The organism is Lacrimispora amygdalina (genome assembly GCF_900205965.1).
Taxonomy (GTDB): domain Bacteria; phylum Bacillota; class Clostridia; order Lachnospirales; family Lachnospiraceae; genus Lacrimispora; species Lacrimispora amygdalina_A.
The window spans coordinates 1-17,877 of record NZ_OAOF01000041.1 but is presented as its reverse complement, the minus strand read 5'-3'; the positions used below and the strand labels follow the sequence as shown (position 1 = coordinate 17,877).

General features: G+C 32.6%; 16 protein-coding genes and 9 tRNA genes. 13 read left to right on the top strand and 12 right to left on the bottom strand.

Translation table 11 applies throughout. The features are described 5' to 3' along the window. Window positions 1-227: 227 nt before the first annotated feature. From CRO04_RS24855 to CRO04_RS24835, 5 genes are all read right to left on the bottom strand, one after another. Window positions 228-2,636 carry an AAA family ATPase gene (locus CRO04_RS24855; protein WP_097006934.1) on the bottom strand — a complete coding sequence of 803 codons (2,409 nt, stop codon included), beginning with the start codon at window positions 2,634-2,636 and terminating at the stop codon, window positions 228-230. 177 nt (window positions 2,637-2,813) lie between these two features. Further along, on the bottom strand, window positions 2,814-4,127 hold the full coding sequence (locus CRO04_RS24850) for a hypothetical protein (RefSeq protein WP_097006933.1): 1,314 nt from the start codon (window positions 4,125-4,127) through the stop codon (window positions 2,814-2,816). A gap of 124 nt (window positions 4,128-4,251) precedes the next feature. Beyond that, a complete protein-coding gene (locus tag CRO04_RS24845) occupies window positions 4,252-5,622 on the bottom strand; it encodes an AAA family ATPase (protein ID WP_097006932.1) in 1,371 nt (456 codons plus the stop codon). Window positions 5,623-5,718: 96 nt separating this feature from the next. Next, entirely contained in the window at window positions 5,719-6,402 is a 684-nt protein-coding gene (locus CRO04_RS24840; protein WP_097006931.1) for a helix-turn-helix domain-containing protein, read from the bottom strand. A gap of 197 nt (window positions 6,403-6,599) precedes the next feature. Continuing rightward, window positions 6,600-7,436, bottom strand: coding sequence for a DUF6557 family protein (locus CRO04_RS24835; protein WP_097006930.1), 837 nt, complete (start codon window positions 7,434-7,436; stop codon window positions 6,600-6,602). A 115-nt stretch (window positions 7,437-7,551) separates the two neighbouring features. On the opposite strand from CRO04_RS24835, the gene CRO04_RS24830 reads away from it, so the two are divergent. Further along, window positions 7,552-7,839 (top strand): hypothetical protein, encoded by a 288-nt coding sequence (locus tag CRO04_RS24830; protein WP_097006929.1) that lies wholly within the window; start codon window positions 7,552-7,554, stop codon window positions 7,837-7,839. A 174-nt stretch (window positions 7,840-8,013) separates the two neighbouring features. Here CRO04_RS24830 and CRO04_RS24825 read toward each other — a convergent pair whose 3' ends face one another. The 6 genes from CRO04_RS24825 to CRO04_RS24800 all read right to left on the bottom strand — a co-directional run bounded on the left by CRO04_RS24825 (window position 8,014) and on the right by CRO04_RS24800 (window position 13,294). Continuing rightward, window positions 8,014-8,595 carry a thymidine kinase gene (locus tag CRO04_RS24825; RefSeq protein ID WP_097006928.1) on the bottom strand — a complete coding sequence of 194 codons (582 nt, stop codon included), beginning with the start codon at window positions 8,593-8,595 and terminating at the stop codon, window positions 8,014-8,016. Between the two features lie 108 nt (window positions 8,596-8,703). Then, window positions 8,704-10,059 (bottom strand): hypothetical protein, encoded by a 1,356-nt coding sequence (locus CRO04_RS24820; RefSeq protein WP_141401043.1) that lies wholly within the window; start codon window positions 10,057-10,059, stop codon window positions 8,704-8,706. Between the two features lie 82 nt (window positions 10,060-10,141). Continuing rightward, window positions 10,142-11,188, bottom strand: a complete 1,047-nt coding sequence (locus CRO04_RS24815) for a hypothetical protein (RefSeq protein WP_097006926.1) — start codon at window positions 11,186-11,188, stop codon at window positions 10,142-10,144. A gap of 145 nt (window positions 11,189-11,333) precedes the next feature. After that, on the bottom strand, window positions 11,334-12,065 hold the full coding sequence (locus tag CRO04_RS24810) for a metallophosphoesterase (RefSeq protein ID WP_097006925.1): 732 nt from the start codon (window positions 12,063-12,065) through the stop codon (window positions 11,334-11,336). Window positions 12,066-12,075: 10 nt separating this feature from the next. Further along, window positions 12,076-12,711 (bottom strand): DUF6939 family protein, encoded by a 636-nt coding sequence (locus CRO04_RS24805; RefSeq protein WP_097006924.1) that lies wholly within the window; start codon window positions 12,709-12,711, stop codon window positions 12,076-12,078. 16 nt (window positions 12,712-12,727) lie between these two features. Next, entirely contained in the window at window positions 12,728-13,294 is a 567-nt protein-coding gene (locus tag CRO04_RS24800; RefSeq protein WP_097006923.1) for an NUDIX hydrolase, read from the bottom strand. Between the two features lie 682 nt (window positions 13,295-13,976). Here CRO04_RS24800 and CRO04_RS24795 point away from each other — a divergent pair. From CRO04_RS24795 to recA, 12 genes are all read left to right on the top strand, one after another. Beyond that, window positions 13,977-14,062, top strand: a tRNA-Ser gene (locus CRO04_RS24795). 95 nt (window positions 14,063-14,157) lie between these two features. Further along, window positions 14,158-14,245 (top strand) — tRNA-Tyr (locus CRO04_RS26475). Window positions 14,246-14,273: 28 nt separating this feature from the next. Further along, window positions 14,274-14,344 (top strand) — tRNA-Met (locus tag CRO04_RS24790). Window positions 14,345-14,569: 225 nt separating this feature from the next. Then, a tRNA-Asn gene (locus CRO04_RS24785) sits at window positions 14,570-14,642 on the top strand. A 29-nt stretch (window positions 14,643-14,671) separates the two neighbouring features. After that, window positions 14,672-14,744: transfer RNA gene (locus CRO04_RS24780), tRNA-Thr, on the top strand. An 82-nt stretch (window positions 14,745-14,826) separates the two neighbouring features. Next, window positions 14,827-14,900 (top strand) — tRNA-Ile (locus CRO04_RS24775). Window positions 14,901-14,907: 7 nt separating this feature from the next. Next, window positions 14,908-14,979 (top strand) — tRNA-Gly (locus CRO04_RS24770). A 38-nt stretch (window positions 14,980-15,017) separates the two neighbouring features. After that, window positions 15,018-15,101, top strand: a tRNA-Ser gene (locus tag CRO04_RS24765). 3 nt (window positions 15,102-15,104) lie between these two features. After that, window positions 15,105-15,176, top strand: a tRNA-Met gene (locus tag CRO04_RS24760). Between the two features lie 305 nt (window positions 15,177-15,481). After that, window positions 15,482-15,931, top strand: coding sequence for a hypothetical protein (locus tag CRO04_RS24755; protein ID WP_097006922.1), 450 nt, complete (start codon window positions 15,482-15,484; stop codon window positions 15,929-15,931). Between the two features lie 84 nt (window positions 15,932-16,015). Next, a complete protein-coding gene (locus tag CRO04_RS24750; protein ID WP_097006921.1) occupies window positions 16,016-16,258 on the top strand; it encodes a hypothetical protein in 243 nt (80 codons plus the stop codon). Window positions 16,259-16,436: 178 nt separating this feature from the next. Next, on the top strand, window positions 16,437-17,435 hold the full coding sequence (recA, locus tag CRO04_RS24745; RefSeq protein WP_097006920.1) for a recombinase RecA: 999 nt from the start codon (window positions 16,437-16,439) through the stop codon (window positions 17,433-17,435). Window positions 17,436-17,566: 131 nt separating this feature from the next. On the opposite strand, the gene CRO04_RS24740 is transcribed toward recA, so the two are convergent. Next, window positions 17,567-17,877 (bottom strand): hypothetical protein (locus CRO04_RS24740; RefSeq protein WP_207654521.1); only part of this gene is annotated, 311 nt, incomplete at its 5' end.

Here is a 17,877-nt window from a genome sequence, read left to right as displayed (position 1 = left end):
TTAGGTATAGAGTCAGAGGCGGCTCAACAAAAAAAGACCACGAGAATCTAATCTCATGATCTTTTCTTACTGCCCATTTTTTTACGGACTTTTGGTCTGTTTTAATTCGGACGTCAACAAAGAAGCTCAGATTAATTCTATTGATAGAGTACCATAATTGATATCCAACGTCAAGACAAATAGAACAAACGTTTTAATCACTAAAAAAAGAGGCACTATGCCTCTTTTTAACTAACTTCATGAGATTTATCCAAACATTCTACGGATTCAATAATTTCTGGAATTGGTAAAATCTTAAATTCACCGTCATATTCAACACTACAGCGCTTTGGTACAGTTTTTTCAATAATTTCTTTCACAAATAAGTTTTTTATATTCTTATCCACAACTCTTTTGAGTTCTCTGGCTCCATATTCTGGAGATGTTCCAAGTTCTGCAACTCGATTAATACAGCTTTCCGTAAACGATACATCAACATTTTGAATTTTAAGCTTATCGGCCAATTCCGCCAATTCTTTCTTCGCAATCTGTAATGTCATCTCTGGACTTAAGGAATTAAATGTTACAATCCCACTTAGTCTATTTCTAAATTCAGTTGTGAATAAAGAATTAACTGCTTCCTTGATGGCCTCCTTATTGATCGTGGAATCGCTTCTTCCAATACCAATTGCTGACTTATTTGCATTTGAAACTCCTGCATTTGATGTCATAATTATGATTGTATTTTTAAAGTCCACCTTACGCCCTTTGTTATCAGTAAGCATTCCATAATCAAATACCTGAAGAAATGTCTTAAAAATATTTGGGTGAGCTTTCTCAATTTCGTCAAGTAACAACACTGAATAAGGAGATTTCAGTAAAGATTCAGTTAAGATACCTCCATCCTCATGACCCACATATCCCGCCGGAGAGCCAATAAGTTTAGATACAGAGTGTGACTCCGAATACTCGCTCATATCAAACCTTAAAAGTTTCATATTCATTGTCTCTGCAACTGTTTTTGCTAATTCAGTTTTTCCTACTCCAGATGGCCCGACAAACAAAAAGACACCTACTGGTTTGTTTTCATCTCCTAGACCGGATTTTGATAACTGTATACTCTCCGTTACCATTTTCACGGCCTTTTCCTGACCAAACACTTTTGTTCCTAATGAAGTTTCAAGTTCGGAAAGTAAATCGAGTTCATCAGATTCTATACTTTTTTTGGGAATTTTACACACTTTGCAGACAACATCCGAAATATCACTTTCTGTAATTACTTTGCCGTGTTCTGGATGAATGTTAACATATGCTCCGGCCTCGTCAATCATATCAATTGCTTTATCTGGTAAGAATCTGTCATGAATGTGTTTTGCTGTCAATTTTACTGCCGCTCCGATTGCCTCATCTGTATAATCTACAGAATGGTATTTACCGTATCTTTCCTTTAAACCTTCAAGAATCTTAATAGCATCTTCAATAGATGGTTCCACGACATCAATTCTTTGAAATCTCCTTGCCAACGCCGGATCTGTTTCAATATATTTTTTGTATTCATTATATGTCGTTGCGCCTATTACCTTTATCTTTCCTTCAACCAAATGTGTTTTTAGCATATTAGCAACATCCATTGAACCAGAGCCAGCTGCACCAGCACCGATAATCATATGAATCTCATCAATAAAGAGTATTGGTTTTTCTTTTTTCTCCAGAGTATCTAAGACAAGCTTTAATCGTTTTTCAACGTCTCCTCTATAACAAGAGCCTGCTAAGAGCGCTGTTAAGTCAAGTTCATAGAGATTAGAACCTTTCAATATATCTGGAACCGTATTATCTGCAATCATTTTTGCTAATCCAAGCGTAACAGCCGTTTTTCCTACACCAGGCTCACCAACATGAACCGGATTTGATTTCTCGGCCTTACATAAGACCTGCAAGGTTCTTTCTGTCACATCTTCTCTTCCAACAAATGGTTTTGTGTATGATTTTGATTTTTCAACAAGATCTCTGCAGTAATTTTTAAATTGCGGGTTATCAGAGGTTCCTCCACCCATCATTGAAGCAAGGTGTTCAAGTGGATCTGTATCCTCTTCTTTAGGGACACCCTCCATAGGATCTTCTTTTCTCTTTTTAACCACATCAATTCGTGTCTCTGCAATATCAAATTTACAAGAAAAATCAAGCTTATCTGGCATTGTAGTATCTATATCGTCTACATCAACTTCTTGGTACTTAGCAATTTTTATAAAAAGTTCATTTCTATCAACTCCATTTGCTTCCAGAAAATCTTCTAAATGGAAATAGTCAGTATCCGTACATACACCAAAAAATAAATGAGCAATCAAAACTTCTGTTGATGGAACTATTAATTTTGTTTTGCTATGAATAGTTTCTAAGATTTTATCCTCAATCACATACCAGTCAAAGCCTTTATTGCCAATATGTTTTGTTGGCTTATATGTTTTAATGGAATAATCAACGAACTTCTTTAATTCATCATAGGCACCTTCTTTATCACTATAAGAAGTTTTAAAATCGTTTGTCTCCATAATGGCCTTCATCACATGAGGAGCTCCACAACAAATGCCTGAAACCTTTGCCATATTTTCTGCTTCTGCAACAACTTCCTTTGCCCTGCTGCTATATAATACACTCATTTTTTTCTCCTTTTATCGCTTAATTTTATTTTTATTAAGAGTTTGCAGTTTATTGACAATCATTCTTTTGTCAGATATAAATAGTTACCTCCTTTTATCACGTACTATATAAATAATGGAGAAAAATAATATAAGATAAATAAAAAAGGAAGCTTCTCATGCTTCCCTTTATAGTCATTAATTAGTTATCAAATAATTGCCACTGGAATCTTTAGTAATTGTCCATTTTACGTCATCACCATCTTTTACAGTGCCAGAAGTTTTAATTTTACCAGATTCACTGACCATGTAATTTTTTCCATCAACAGTTACTTTCTCATATTTTGTCCCATCTTCAGCTTTGACAAGTTCACCGTTATCATATAAATAACCTTTTATGACACCTGTTTTTGATTCACCTTTTACGCCTAGTGAACCCGAATTATTAAAATAATATGTCCCATCATCAAGATCGTCTGAATTGGTGATTTTAACTTTACCATGTTTCATCATCCCATCTGACTCATCAAAATAAAACCATGTATTATCATCTTTTTCAACTTTTCCTGTGACCATCTTTCCTAAATCATCAAAGCAATAAATCTTACCATTAATTTTTGCCACACCATAACCATCTGCAATATCAGTAGTTTTATAAGATGAAGAATAAGGAATTCCTTTTTTGAAATAGTACCAGCCTTCTTCTGTTTCTCGTCCCTCATCTTCACCCATATCATCAAGATAGCACCAGCCATCTAAACGATTACCATTTGTAGTAGCATAATATTTATAAATGTTATCATTAGAAGCATTAGATTTTGTAGCATTAGAATTTGTAGCCTTAGATTCAGTAAATTCAACCCAGTTGTCAAGCATTAGTCCGTTTTCATCGAATACATAATAAACATTATTTATTTTTTTCTCCTGGTTTATAATCATCTTGCCGTTTGTACCGAAATAATACCAGCCTTCTTCGTCTGCTGAAACATCATCATCGTCATCAAAATCATCAATGTAAACCCAACCAGTTTTAACCGCTCCTAATGTTTCATCAGCAGCAGTGCTTAAATAATAGGTGTTACCATCATCTTCAAGCCAACCCTCATTCATTTTTGAGTCGGTAAAATGGTATTTGTTCTTTGTAAGTGTTAAAAAGCCATCATCTTTTGCTTTACCATTACTTTGAAAATAATACCAATCAAATTCGCCGTCTTCGTCTTCCAAATAATGCCATTCATTTTGAACCATTTTACCATTAATATCTACGTAATAATAAGTATTTCCGTCTTCGACCAATTCATCTACTGCCATCTTACCATCACTGTTAAGGTAATACCACTGATCTCCCGACTTCTTCCATTGATCAGAAACCACACTACCATCTTTATCGTAATATTTCCAATTAGTACCATCATTTTGCCAACCAGTTGCTGCAAAAGAACTAAATGAAGTTCCTAGTGCAAATAAAGCTGTAGTCGACAATGCTGCAACTAACTTTATATTTTTATTCATATAATATCTCCTTTGAATATTTTGTTATTACCTATATTAGTATGAAATAAAACATTATATTAAATGGCGTTTTTCAAAGTACTTTATTACATTTCTATTACAAAAAAGGAGATTACTCTCCCTTTTAAATAAACTCTTCTGAATTATGTCTTAACTTTCTCCAATATTTTTCCGTTGATATTTTCATTTTAACAGAATCACTTAAAATAGCATTTTCTATATTGACCTCTTCCTGAGCACTTTGTAATAATGACATTTCATTTTCAAAACAGCAATATCTTTTTGTTTGTTCGTACTTCTTTACTGAAAAATCTCTATTCTCATTTTGTTCCTTGCATTTTTTTTCCATAAATTTAAAGCATATTTTTGCGCAGTCTACCTTGCCATCGATATAAAATTTTCTCATTGGCCTTTTAGCTAATTCAATGTTTTTAAACATTGGATCTTCTGTGACATCTTTAATTACATGAATGAATTCTGGAATCATATATTTATTTTTTTCATCTGCAAGCTCAATTTCCATGATTGCATAATTATTCCAAAAAGGATAAATATCAATTTCAAAATAATTATCAGCATATGATAAACAGTATCTCACTTTTCTGATTTGGTGTAATGAAGTATCCGCATTCATTAACTCTTGACAATATTCCTGTTGATTAAGTCTTTTTTCCAATTCAACTCTCTTTATTTCTGATATTTTTCGCTTTAAAGTTTTTGTAAATATATATGTTTTCCCATCTCCTCTTTGACGAATTCTGATTTCCTCATCATTATTGTCATTTAATAAATATGTCTGAAGAATTTCTACCCTCTGACAATTTGGCAAAGATTCTAGAAAAGCAATATCCGGATATGTTATAAGAAATTTTTTTTCAATTTCAAATGGTTCTGGTTCTCCCAGATAAGATGAGATCTCCTTAACTAACTTTTGCATTTTCTGATCAAAGTCAGTAGCATTATCAATTATACGTAAATGTGGGTGCCCAGTCCAAGCAGCAATTGTCTTATCATCTAATTCTGAGGCTAATTCTGGTGATTCTTTTCTAGCTTCATTATTCTCTGTAGTATAGAATTCCAAAGCTCCTTTTGCTGCAGTAACCAGATGAAACACCGCGTCATAATCTTCCATCATCTGAGTAGCTGTCATGTCAATGCGTTCATGAAATTCATTAATTTGTTCTGGCGTCAAATAAGCTTCTGAATCTAAAGCTCCTCGATCACAAACAATAAGGACTTTGTCCGACTTTGTGTTTTTAGCAATTTTTTCGTATGTAGCCTCTTTTTCCTTTAATAATCTATATAGTGCAACCTGGAACTCGACAGAATTTTCAGCTTCCCATGGATAAGCTCCTCCATTAATTAACTCTGTAGCCACTTCTGAAGTAATAAATACTTTATACCCTCTTTTAGTGAAATTATTGACAATCCAACTCATACCAGTTGTTTTACCTGCACATGGCCCACCCGTTAACACAATTTTTATAATTTCCATATATTCCTCCTTTTTGACATTAATAATTCATATATAATATGATATTTAAAATATTAAAACAAAAAACAGGGCAAATACCCTGTTTTATATATTTATTTAAAGAGCGTTCGCTGCAAGTATGGCTTTGATTGTTAAATAGCTACAATCTTCGGGCATACCCTCTTTCAACGTTCTGAGTTTTCCATCCCAATCACTGGCAGATGCTTTTGTTACAATGTCATTAACATATTCTGCCTGTACATATGGAGTAGCATCTACTCCATTTTCACGTATCATTTTTACGATTTCACGTTCTACTACATAAGTATTTGCACCAGTCATCTCCATAATCTCTTCTGGAGATCGGCCTTCACAGATTGCTTTATTAATATGAACTACCATTTCTTCATGGGATACCTTTCTAGCGCGTCTTGCCATGTCAGCTACATAAGCAATAGTTTCGTAAGTGCATTCTGTAGGAAGCTGTTCTTTCACTGGTTTTAACTTTCCATCCCATTCCTTACCTGATACAAGTGGCTTAATCTGTTCCACGTATACTTCTTGGACATAATTTGGAATCTCGTTTGTCTTTGCCAATTCCTTACTTACCACGTCACAAACAGACAAATTGTTCATATGTATTTTGCTGGCAATTTCACGTACTGGAGTACCTCTGTTATACATTGCCATGATATAATCTTTAAGGCTTAGCTTTTCGAGCTTACCTCCACACATCGGGCAATGGTCATAGTTCTTTGGATAATTTCTCTCAGTGTTACATTCTATACAACGCTTAATCATGATGTTATTTCCTCTCTTTTTACGAATGATATTTAATACAATCCCAACGCCAAACTTCGAACCAAAATGATTCTGCAGCAAATAACTGATGTGATTGTTGTTTCTCGGTTATTCTGAAATACATATATATTATGTAGTGATTTTTTTTAAATAACTAATAAATAAAAAATTATTTTTAATAAAATAAAAAAGAGGCATTATACCTCTTTTACCTCCCATTCAAAATAACAGATATTCCAATAATCAATCATAGTATTATAATTTTCTACCGTAACAATTTCCTGATTTATTTTTGCTTTCTCTTTTAATAAGTATTCTTGTCTTTTTCTTTCTTTTCTTTCTTCTTCAGTCTCATTAAGATTGCATTCTATCTTAGCTTTCATTTCTTTTAGAGCGTCCTCAAGACTAACACATTCTTCAATATCAAATTCAAGCCTTGATTCCAATATGTTCTGTTCTTTTTCTCGATTTTCTTTTGCTGATTCATAATCGTATCCAAACCATGTGATTTCATGTAGGATTGCAGCAGCTATTACATCCTTATCATACTTTTTTAAGGAGATATTAGATAATTTATATCCCAATATTGTTTCCCAATCTTCAAACATAAAATTATATGTGGTAATAGGACTATGATCCTGTTTTTTTAAATCGTCAGTTTTTTGAATTTTCTTCAGTATTCCTGGTATATACTTTTTAAGATCATCTTTTTCGAAGCAAAACACATCAAAAGAGGTTATAATATCTTCATTTAAATCTGTATCCTTATATTCTATGACTCCGCAAATGGTATCTGTTTCTTTTACTGTCATTTGGCTGATTTCAGAAATTACATCTCTAACTTTTATTTCAAGTTTCTCAAAAACAAATAAAAGTAATTTCTCATTGGTTACAAATAATTTATTTGGCTCCTCAAGTGACAGATGTTTCTTATACGAATCTAATTCCCTGACTACATCAAAATATCCTAATCGAATAAATTCCTTAATCACGTTTTCCAAGTCACAGTTTTTAAACAAATCTATAACTAACATATTCGTCACTCCTTTTTATCCTATTCCTAATATTATGTGTATTCTTCTTTAATTAAAACGAGTAAATTATAACATAATTAATCTATACAACACAACAGAAGGAGAATAAATAATTATGGATAAAGTTAAAATAGATTTAAAAGCACCGAAAAACAGTATTGCTGCATTGCGAAAGGTAAGCAATGAACCTGCAATATGCCGAAAATGCTATTATTACATCAACAAACGGATGAAAGAAATTAAGAAAAACAATAGGGAAATACCAGAAGAAAATGAATGCGAAATAAAAAAAGAAAAGAGAGACGATGTGGTAGTATTAAAGGACTATTGCTGTTGTTATCACAAAACTGGAGAAGAAGCAAGACAAATCTGTAATGGACGCTGGATTTATGACCACGAATAAAAAAGCGGATAGAATTCCGCTTTTTTATTTTATCAATCTTTCCATATATTTAATCGTTATCACTTTTATAACCGCTTGATAATTTCAATCAGACAATCTTCATTTATTTACTCCTTAAAAGGATTTTAACAGTTCTATTTCCGCTAATTGCTTTGTAATTGTTGATTCATTTTTTTACAATTGGGTTTTTTCAACATATTTTACCTCTCCGGACATAAAATGTTTTCGACATAGTGCCACGTAACTGTTGTTGGAGCCCATTAATACCTGAGCTCCGTTTCTAACAATTTTCCCGTGTTCATCAATTCTTGCATTCATTGTGGCTTTCTGTCCACACCAACACATCGTTTTAATTTCTTCTATTTTATCAGCAAGCTCAAATAGTCTTTTAGATGCGTCAAACATAGTGCCTGTAAAATCTATTTTTAATCCATAGCAAAAGACGTCAATGTTTCTTTTATCGACTAGTCTGGCTAGTAAATTGATGTCTTCAGCAGTTAAAAACTGAGCCTCATCAATAACAATCACATCAACATCTGATCTTTGCGAAATTTGCTCTTTAAAAGTTGAGAACAAGACACATTCTGCTTCTAATCCTACCCTTGACTTTATTTTTGTTTTTCCATCTCTATTTTCTATGTCAGGCTTAATTAGGTAAACTTTTTTCCCTTGCTCTTCACAGTTGTATTTTAACATTAGGGCCTGGGCCGTCTTTGATGATCCCATGGCACCATATCTGAAATATAACTTTGCCATTGATTTTCTCCTTGTCTTTGTTGGTTTGAAATTATTATGTCTTTTTCATTAAAGAAACAAAAAAGGCCAGATATACTGACCCTTTAAATTCCATTATCCTTTATTATATTAGTCAATTTGGTCTTTTAATATTGTGAATGACTTAACATATAGTTGATTCTTTTTATTTGCTATTTCAAAAGAATCAAACTGTTCACGAAATGTGCATTGTACCCAATTAATCAATATCTGCATATTATTTTCTGTATAAGCTATATAGCGTTCTTCATGAAACGGTTCAATTAAGTCAAATTTAGCTTCAATTTTTTTTATTGTCTTCTTTATTTCTTCTTCTGTTTTTTCATCTTCAATTAGTCCTAACATTTGGTATATATCAAATGAATACATCATATGATCCATTGAGTGAGCATCAAAGATAAGTTTTGTTCCATATGGACTAATAAATGAATCAGCCGATAAATTGAAACCGAGTTCTTTAAGTGTCATAAAACCTATTTTATTGAAGTAATTGTTTGCAAGATTTAATATCTCATCTCCGCTTAATTGCTTTCCTATTTCATTTTCAATTTTTCTTATTCTGTTATTCTTCTCCCTTTCTGCCTTATTATAACTTTCAACCTTTTCTCTCATCTTTGTCTCAACGTTTAATGTCCGGCAGATATCTGCGAAATAATGTTCTATCAGATAGCCACAGGTATGTATCATTTCCGGCATATCAGAAATTGTTGTAAGAGCACTAAAAATCTGGTTAATAGATGTCTGGAGAAAAATTAACTTATCTTTTTTCTGTGTATCTTCATCTATTGCAACGATATTATCTGGAATATCGTATTCCAATAAACCAGCAGGATGAATGATAGCAGAAATTTCCTCAATATGATCTTTAAAAGACTTAAATTCAATGCATTTTGCGCCAACCGCTTTTAATAGATTTAACAATAATTTTTTGTTGTTTTCTGTATCACTTAAATAATAAGAATTCCCAAACTCTCTTTTCCTTAATAAATCAAGTCCCATATATTTTAATCGATTAATTTGCCTTTCAAACTTTTGTCTTTGAGATTCTTTATCCTCATTAAAGATAGACGTTTTGTTGATACTAAGACATATTTCTACATATAAACCTGATTTTTTTAGATAAAATTCTTTAAGATTCCCAATTTTGTAATATTCAAAAAAATCATCCATATACTCTTTCAATCTTTTAACGCTATGAATTAAAGCCGTTTCTTTGTTCGCGGTTATTGTTTTAAGCATTTTCTCAGCTTGAGATAATCTGTTATCGGTGCTATCTCTGTACAGAGATACATTCCGTTCATTTGCTTTCTCATAACTGTACCCTCTCTCTTCTAGAAAGATTGTTAGAGCAGTTTCCAGGCCCAGAATATCTGGAAGCCAGTCTTCTGTATTTAAATTTTCTTTAGTTAATCTCTTCTTTGCTCTCTCCATAAAATCTTTCATCATTTATTCTCCTTCATTTCTTCTTGATAATTTAAGTATGCAATATTTTTTATATCAAAAAAGCAGCCATTTCAGGCTACCAATATTAATTAACAAAAATTTCATTGTCGTTTAAGCGAGATTCATCCTGTGCTATTTTGTTTTGAATCAATTTCCCGTCATCGTCAAAATAATAGTTTTCATTTTTCCACTTAATCCAAGTACCCGTTACCATATAGCCATCTTTGTCAAAGAAATACCAATCATTTCCTTGTTGCAGCCAGTTTGTCTGTATATACATTCCATTATTTTCTCTGTAGAAATAATGGTCTCCATCAAATTGCCAGCCAAGATTTAAAGGTGTACCCTTTATATTTGGACCATCTGCAAGGTCATCTTTTTCATATTGAATTGCATATTGTTCTCTATTTTGTTCTGCTTGTTCTTTTGTTATTGTAATTGTTCTTGATTCTGTCTTTTCAGTCTTATTATCTGATTCTCCCTCAGGTTTTACCGTATAATGGTAAGTACCCTCTTTTAACATTACCGGAGAAAAGTCAAATGTTAATCCTCCGGTATTAAAGCTTCCTCTCGACTTTCCATCATTATAAAGTTTCAATGTATATGAAGTTGCATTTTGAGCCTGTGTCCATACGGCTTTTCCCATTTCATTCCAAGTTGCGCTTTCCACCTTTCCAACCCTTGATTTTATGCCAGGTAGTTCTACCGTGAGAACAAGTGTATTACCAGAGTCTTTTCTTGTTGCCTTTATACAATTTGCATTAAAACCACTTATTTTAATATCTGATTTCTGCATTGAATAAAAATCATAACCATTTGCAGCAGAAAGTGTAATTTCACATGTGAATATTTTAGATATTAATTTTGATCTGTCTTCTAGCTCTGCACCTGGGCCGTCATCCTCAGCCTCTCCTTGTGATAATTCTATTAAATCATTTGTTACTTCATAATCATCAACGGAATATTTATCACTTTTTGTTGTTATAACAAGATCTGGATTTCTTTCATATGTATCATCTTCTACATCAATGCTTATATTGACTGACTTTATTTTAGTTGCTGCATAAATAGATATAGGCAGAGTTAAAGTCACTATTAGTGCTAAAAAAAATAATTTCTTTTTAAGTTTCATAAAAGTCTTAGCTCCTTTCAATTGTCTTACAATAAAAATATGAAAGGAGGGTTTGCTTTTACTGGTAGATTCTATATGTATCACAACAAAAAAGAGAGTATCCTCTCTTTATGTTATCTTATATTTTTCTTTAATAAGGATCTTGTTATATTTCTGATGGTTGTTCGCTCCTGACATAATATTGTGCTCTATTATCTAAACAGATACAACCTAATGATTCGCCAAAAACGCAACCGCAGTCAATCAAGTATTTGTGATTAATCTCGATGATTTTACCTGCATATTCCTTTCCATATTCAATAGTTGGTGTGTGCCCAGCTATAACCTCATATCCTGATACTAAATCGTCATAAAAATCCTCACCTTCTATTCTATTCCATAAAATATCAGAAGAAAGCACCTTTCTTTTTAACTTTTCTTCCAAGCATTTTCCTGGACTACCATGTACTAAAATGTATTTTTTTTCTTTGAGTTGAATATTCTCTACTTTTTTTAGTAAGCGAAGATAATCGTAAATATCTTTTTGTTCTCTGTATGATAATTTATTATAATCCTTCGCAGTATTCTCACCACCATTATATAAAATCCATAAAGTACGATTCATTTGTAAATCACGGCTATATTTCATATCATTGCGCTCTTCCGAGCTTAAGGAAGGAGAAAGTAGACAATTCAACATCATCTCTTCATGATTTCCCATAATCAAATGAATATTTTTCGAATTCATTATAAACTGAAGAAGTTTAATCGGTTCTGGTCCTCGATCAATAACATCACCAATTATATATAGAATATCATTATCTGAGAATGAAATTTTATTAAGCATTTTTTTAAACTCACTCAGGCAGCCGTGCAAATCACTCATAACGTAAATCATATTTTTCTCCTTAACGCAAAATGTTTTTAGTATCAATTATATGTCCATCTTTCACAAGTAAATCTCCTTCTAATAACATTTTCAAGACAAAGGCATGGCCCATTTTTCTTAATCCACAGTTTATAACATCTTTAATAGACATGTTAAAGTTTTCATTATTATAACCATCGAAATCGATTAAAGCTATTTTCTTTTCAGTCTTAATTAACTCGGATAACTTTTGATAGCCAGGAGTCATATAAACTGCACTAGCATATAACGGAATATATATTTGTTTTCTCGCCTCAATATAGCCTAATTTTTTGTACTTCGTTCCCACTTTCCAGTAGGAATATAAAGGTACTTTCCCTTTTCCCTTCGGATATCTGTTGGCAAATGTCATATTAAATCCGGTATTTCTCCAATTAAAGTATTTGTCATTTGGATTTTCAAATTCGTCCACTTGGTCACTATATACCTTCGAATATTGCCAGGCATTTTCCATATTTTGAGATTCAAGGTCATCATAACATTTAACTGGTCCTAAATAGAAAGGAGATAACCCTCTCTTTAATTCAGTATTTGGATTTTTTGATGTTGTATCAATAAGTATATACCCTTCCGGACAAGTATCTCTTTTCGATAATACAATGATATTATTTCCCATATAATCTCCTTTGTTTTTAATCAATTTTAATATTACCCAAATTCAACCCGGCAAGAAATAACTGCATTCGCCCACTAACCTTCAGTTTATTGTTAATAATCATTTCACTTACTTCCTTAATACTCTTCTTGTAAACATATATTTCTTCTTTACCCGTTGATCCTTTGACAACACCATCGACTTTACAAATAACAACGGCTACTTTTTCATCAGTCATCCCAACACTGGAATACGCACCTGGCAGTTCTTGATATATACGAATTACATCCAAACCAGTTTCTTCCTTCATTTCTCTTATAGCAGAATCGATAGGTGTCTCGCCTTCATCAATTAAACCAGCCGGGAATTCCCATACATAGTCATTTACTGCATAACGGAATTCTTTCGTAATAATAAGTTTACCATCTTTTGTAAAAGGAATAATCGTTACCGCATTTGTTGATATTGGCAAATTGTCTTTGTCTTTGATTTTATTTCTGGAAACAACTTCATAGTTGTAATCTTTTCCATCAACTATATAATGGAACAGATATTTATTTAACCAACCTTCACTAATTGTCATGATCTCTTTCAACACTTTCATTTTACTTTCTCCTTTTAAATATTTAGTATATATAACACTTGTTCATCGCTTCTTCCCTGATAGAATTCTTTATTAAATTCAGCTCCCAATATTCAGGTCTATCATATCTATTATGATAGAAAATACTAATAACAAAAAGAGGCATTAGCCTCTTTCTATTGAATGATAAATTTGAGTAACAACCTACTTAAAATTAGTTCCTGTTGAACTGCCACCACTTATAGAAGTAGTGGATTCTCGTTTCTACTGCAGCTGGAAATCTATATTCATTTATAAATTCTATTCATTCATATTAAACAAAGGCCAGGAGTTGTAACAAATTAAAAGCATCAGGAAGCAGCAAGGTAATGTGACGAAAAATAATTTTAATTATTAGTAAAAACTTTCTCTTTTTTCTAAGCTTCTATCATACTATATTTAGAAAACAAAGTGAGGGAACAGAAATGGGAGTAAATACAAATATCCAATTAACAAATTATAATTATATATCTTCTGTTGGAACAAAAAGTTCGAATGGGTATTTTGTATTGCACAGAAATCGAAGTTACTAAGATGAAATTTATGATTTTATCAAGGGATTGCTTCGGTAATCCCTTTTTGTTTTGTTTTTTAAAAAACTCTTTTAGAAATTTGGTTAACTTTTTGTTTTATCCTATTATAATAGATATATAAAACAAAATATGGACAGGTATCGAAGTGGTCATAACGAGATGGTCTTGAAAACCGTTAGCTGTAACAGGCTCGTGGGTTCAAATCCCACCCTGTCCGTTCAAAATCTAAAGCTGTGATGTACCCAGTTGTCTACTGGAATAAAAAATCAAAGAAAAAATAACATAGAATTTAACTATTATTATAACGATTAAGCGTATGTATGCAAAGGGCTGAAGCAAGCGGTCTGTAAAACCGTGACCCATGTGGTAAACATTGTTGGTTCGAATCCAACCAGGCGCATTTAAACAGAAAAATTTTGATTGATTTGGCGAGCTGGACTAACGGTAAGTCATTGGGCTCATAACCCAAAGAATCCTGGTTCGAATCCAGGGCTCCGCAATTAGCATATAGCTCCTCACATCAAAAATGCAACATTTTATCTTTATTATTAATAAAATGGAGGCGAGAACATAGTTGGATAGTATGAGTGTTTGGTGAAACTTATACGAATAGGGCCAACAGGTAACACATCCTTGCAAAATGTGAAAGTAGAGACAAATGGAAAATTCGGCAAGCATTAATGATAGTCTAGAATATCATAAGATGGCAGCTATATGTTTTTATTCTCCTATAGCTCAGCAGGTAGAGCGACTGGCTGTTAACCAGTGTGTCGTAGGTTCGATTCCTACTGGGAGAGCTAGTTGATGATCAACTTTATGCAATATTGCTCTAGTGGCGCAATTGGTAGCGCAGTTGACTTGTAATCAGAAGGCTGAGAGTTCGAGTCTCTCCTGGAGCTTTTGAATATTTTAGAAAATTGTTGGGCGTTAATTAAGTTAACAGAGCACCATATATTTATCGAAATATTGTTTTTTATTTAAGCGAGTGTACCCAAGTGGTGAAGGGATACGGCTTATATCCGTTAACGCCAAAGGTTCGATTCCTTTCACTCGTATTAATATGCAGATGTGGTCTAATGGCTAAGACTCTAGCCTTCCAAGCTAGCTATGCGGGTTCGACTCCCGTTATCTGCTCTTTTCCTTTTTGGAACAGTGAGTAATATATAATTCATGCTGCATTGTAGAGGAATGGCATCTCAGCGCCCTGCTAAGGCGTCGTCAGAAATGGCGTACAGGTTCGAATCCTGTATGCAGCGTTTGCGAGAAAGAGCAACCAGGATGTTCGCCGGGCCCATAACCCGGAGGTGAGGGTTCAAATCCCTCTCTCGCTACTTTAGTATTAACGGCAGAAAAATTTCTGCCTTTTTTATTGCATTTATTCAAATATAAAGCCTTTAAGCAGACCAAATAAAAAAAGGAAAAATCTGAGGAAGTAAACTTCCTGTGTTTGACACAACTATCTTTCGGATTTCGACTGTCAAGTAAGACTTATCTGGTTTATCTTTATGTCTTATAAAAAGGACAAGGCATTTACCAGAAGCCACTTTGATATTAAAAAAAAGAAATTACTCATAATTTTACGCATAAGCTTTTATCCTTACATAATAATTAGGAAAAAATAATAGGAGCTTAAATAATGAAAAAAAATAATAAATTAAAACTTGGGTTGTTTCTGTTTTTTTCTATCTTTCTGTTTGGGTGTAATAATGATAATGACAAAATAAATACTACTATGGTCGTAGATACGCAGCCGGCTACAATGCATGTTGACGAAACAAATGTACCGCATGAAAATATTTCTATTATTACAACTGGAGTTTTAACAAAAGTTTCTGATGAGATTGATAACTACGGAAATAAAAGAGCATATTTTACTGGCGATGATGGAGTTGATTTCATATCCGTTATAAGCGAAACAACAATTCTACCCGCAGATCTTATCATAGGGTCTACTTATAATGTATTTCATTCTGATATAACTACTATGAGCATTCCTGGACAATATCCAGAAGTTTATAAAATCATTGCAGTCACCCAAAATATAGATGAACAAGAAACACCTATTGACTCTTTTAATGAAAATTAAATTAGACATGTAATGTACCTACTTTATTTCATTTAATTTTGATACATAATATTATTATCATTTAGAAATATGGAGGAATAAGATATGGTAGCAAATAATCTTAAAATTTCAGATGAAATTATTTTAGGAAAGATGATTAAAGGACCACTTGAGCTTAGGAACCTGATTAATGGATGGTATAAGATTTCTCTTATTAATGAGGAACTCACGATTCAAATTGGAAAGACTCAACTAAAGTTGAAAGAAAAAGTAACATCAAAGGTATGTCAGAATAGAACTGTTACCTATATCTTAGGAGGAAATAAGAAGCTTACCTTCCTTGTATAAAAGAGCCCTTCATGGGCTTTTTTTTTATTTTAACTTTATCAACTTCGCTTTTTGATCATCAAAAAAACAATGTATGTTTTTGCTCTGTTTTCAAACATAATTTTTTATTTTCTCTGTTAAGTTATGCCTAAAACAGTCATTCTATATAAGTAAATATAAAAAAGGAGAATTCAAAAAAATGAGTGAATTAAATAGTACAGGAAACAAGAAAAAAGCTTTGGAAAACGCAATTTTAAATATAGAAAAGCAATTTGGAAAAGGTTCTATTATGAAGCTTGGAGAAGCCGCTGACATGGATATTGAAACATGGCCAACTGGATCTATTACATTAGATATCGCACTTGGACAAGGTGGAATTCCAAAAGGAAGAATTATAGAGATATTCGGTCCAGAGAGCTCTGGTAAAACAACTTTAGCATTGCAGGTATTAGCCGAAGTACAGAAACAAGGTGGTATTGCTGCATTTATTGATGCTGAACACGCAATGGATCCTGTTTATGCCAAAAACATTGGTGTAAATATAGATGATCTTTATATATCACAACCAGATAATGGAGAACAGGCCCTTGAAATTGTTGATACATTAGTTAGAAGCGGTGCCCTTGATGTTTTAGTTGTTGACTCTGTAGCTGCCCTTGTTCCTAAAAAGGAAATCGAGGGAGAAATGGGTGATGCGATTGTAGGATTACAGGCAAGACTAATGAGCCAAGCCCTTCGCAAACTAACAGCCTCCGCTGCTAAATCAAAATGCTCTATCATATTTATCAATCAGCTGAGAGAAAAGGTCGGAGTAATGTTTGGAAATCCAGAGACAACTACTGGTGGCCGCGCGCTTAAATTTTACTCAACTGTTCGTTTAGATGTAAGACGTACCGAAACATTAAAACTTGGCGGTGAAGCAACGGGAAATAAAGTTAAAGTCAAAGTAGTGAAGAACAAAGTTGCTCCTCCCTTTAAAGAAGCTGAATTTGATATTGTTTTTGGTGAAGGAATATCAAAAGAGGGTGAAGCAATAGATATTGGAGTAAAACAAGGAATTATCGATAAAAGTGGTGCCTGGTTCTCATACAACGGTGAAAAAATAGGACAAGGAAGAGAAAATGCAAAAATCTATCTTAAAGAACATCCGGAAATTTTGATTAATATATATGATTTAATCCTTCATAAATCAATTTAGAATAAAACAGAAAATAAAAAACTCCATTATAGTTCTTAATGGAGTTTTTTATAATGCTATACTATTTTACTTTAAAATTTCGAGTCTTTGTATGATGATTTATACAGTAATTAGTTCATCTATATCATCTATCAAAGTTGTACCTCTTCATAATTATCAAAAGAATCATCTCTCTTTGGAACAGTATCAAATCCATTTAATACATTCACATATTTTATGATTTTATCTTCAGTCAATTTAATGCCTGCAGATGCTGTCCCGACCATTTCATTTTTATAGAAACTTCCATTTTCATCATTTTTTATGCATATTGAAGCAAACATTGGAATTTTGTTACGATTACATGCTATTCTTAATTTTGTAATCAGATCTATGATCTCATTATCATATTCTTTTGTTTTATCAAAATAGTTTTGATTCTTCATTGTTATACTACCTCCAT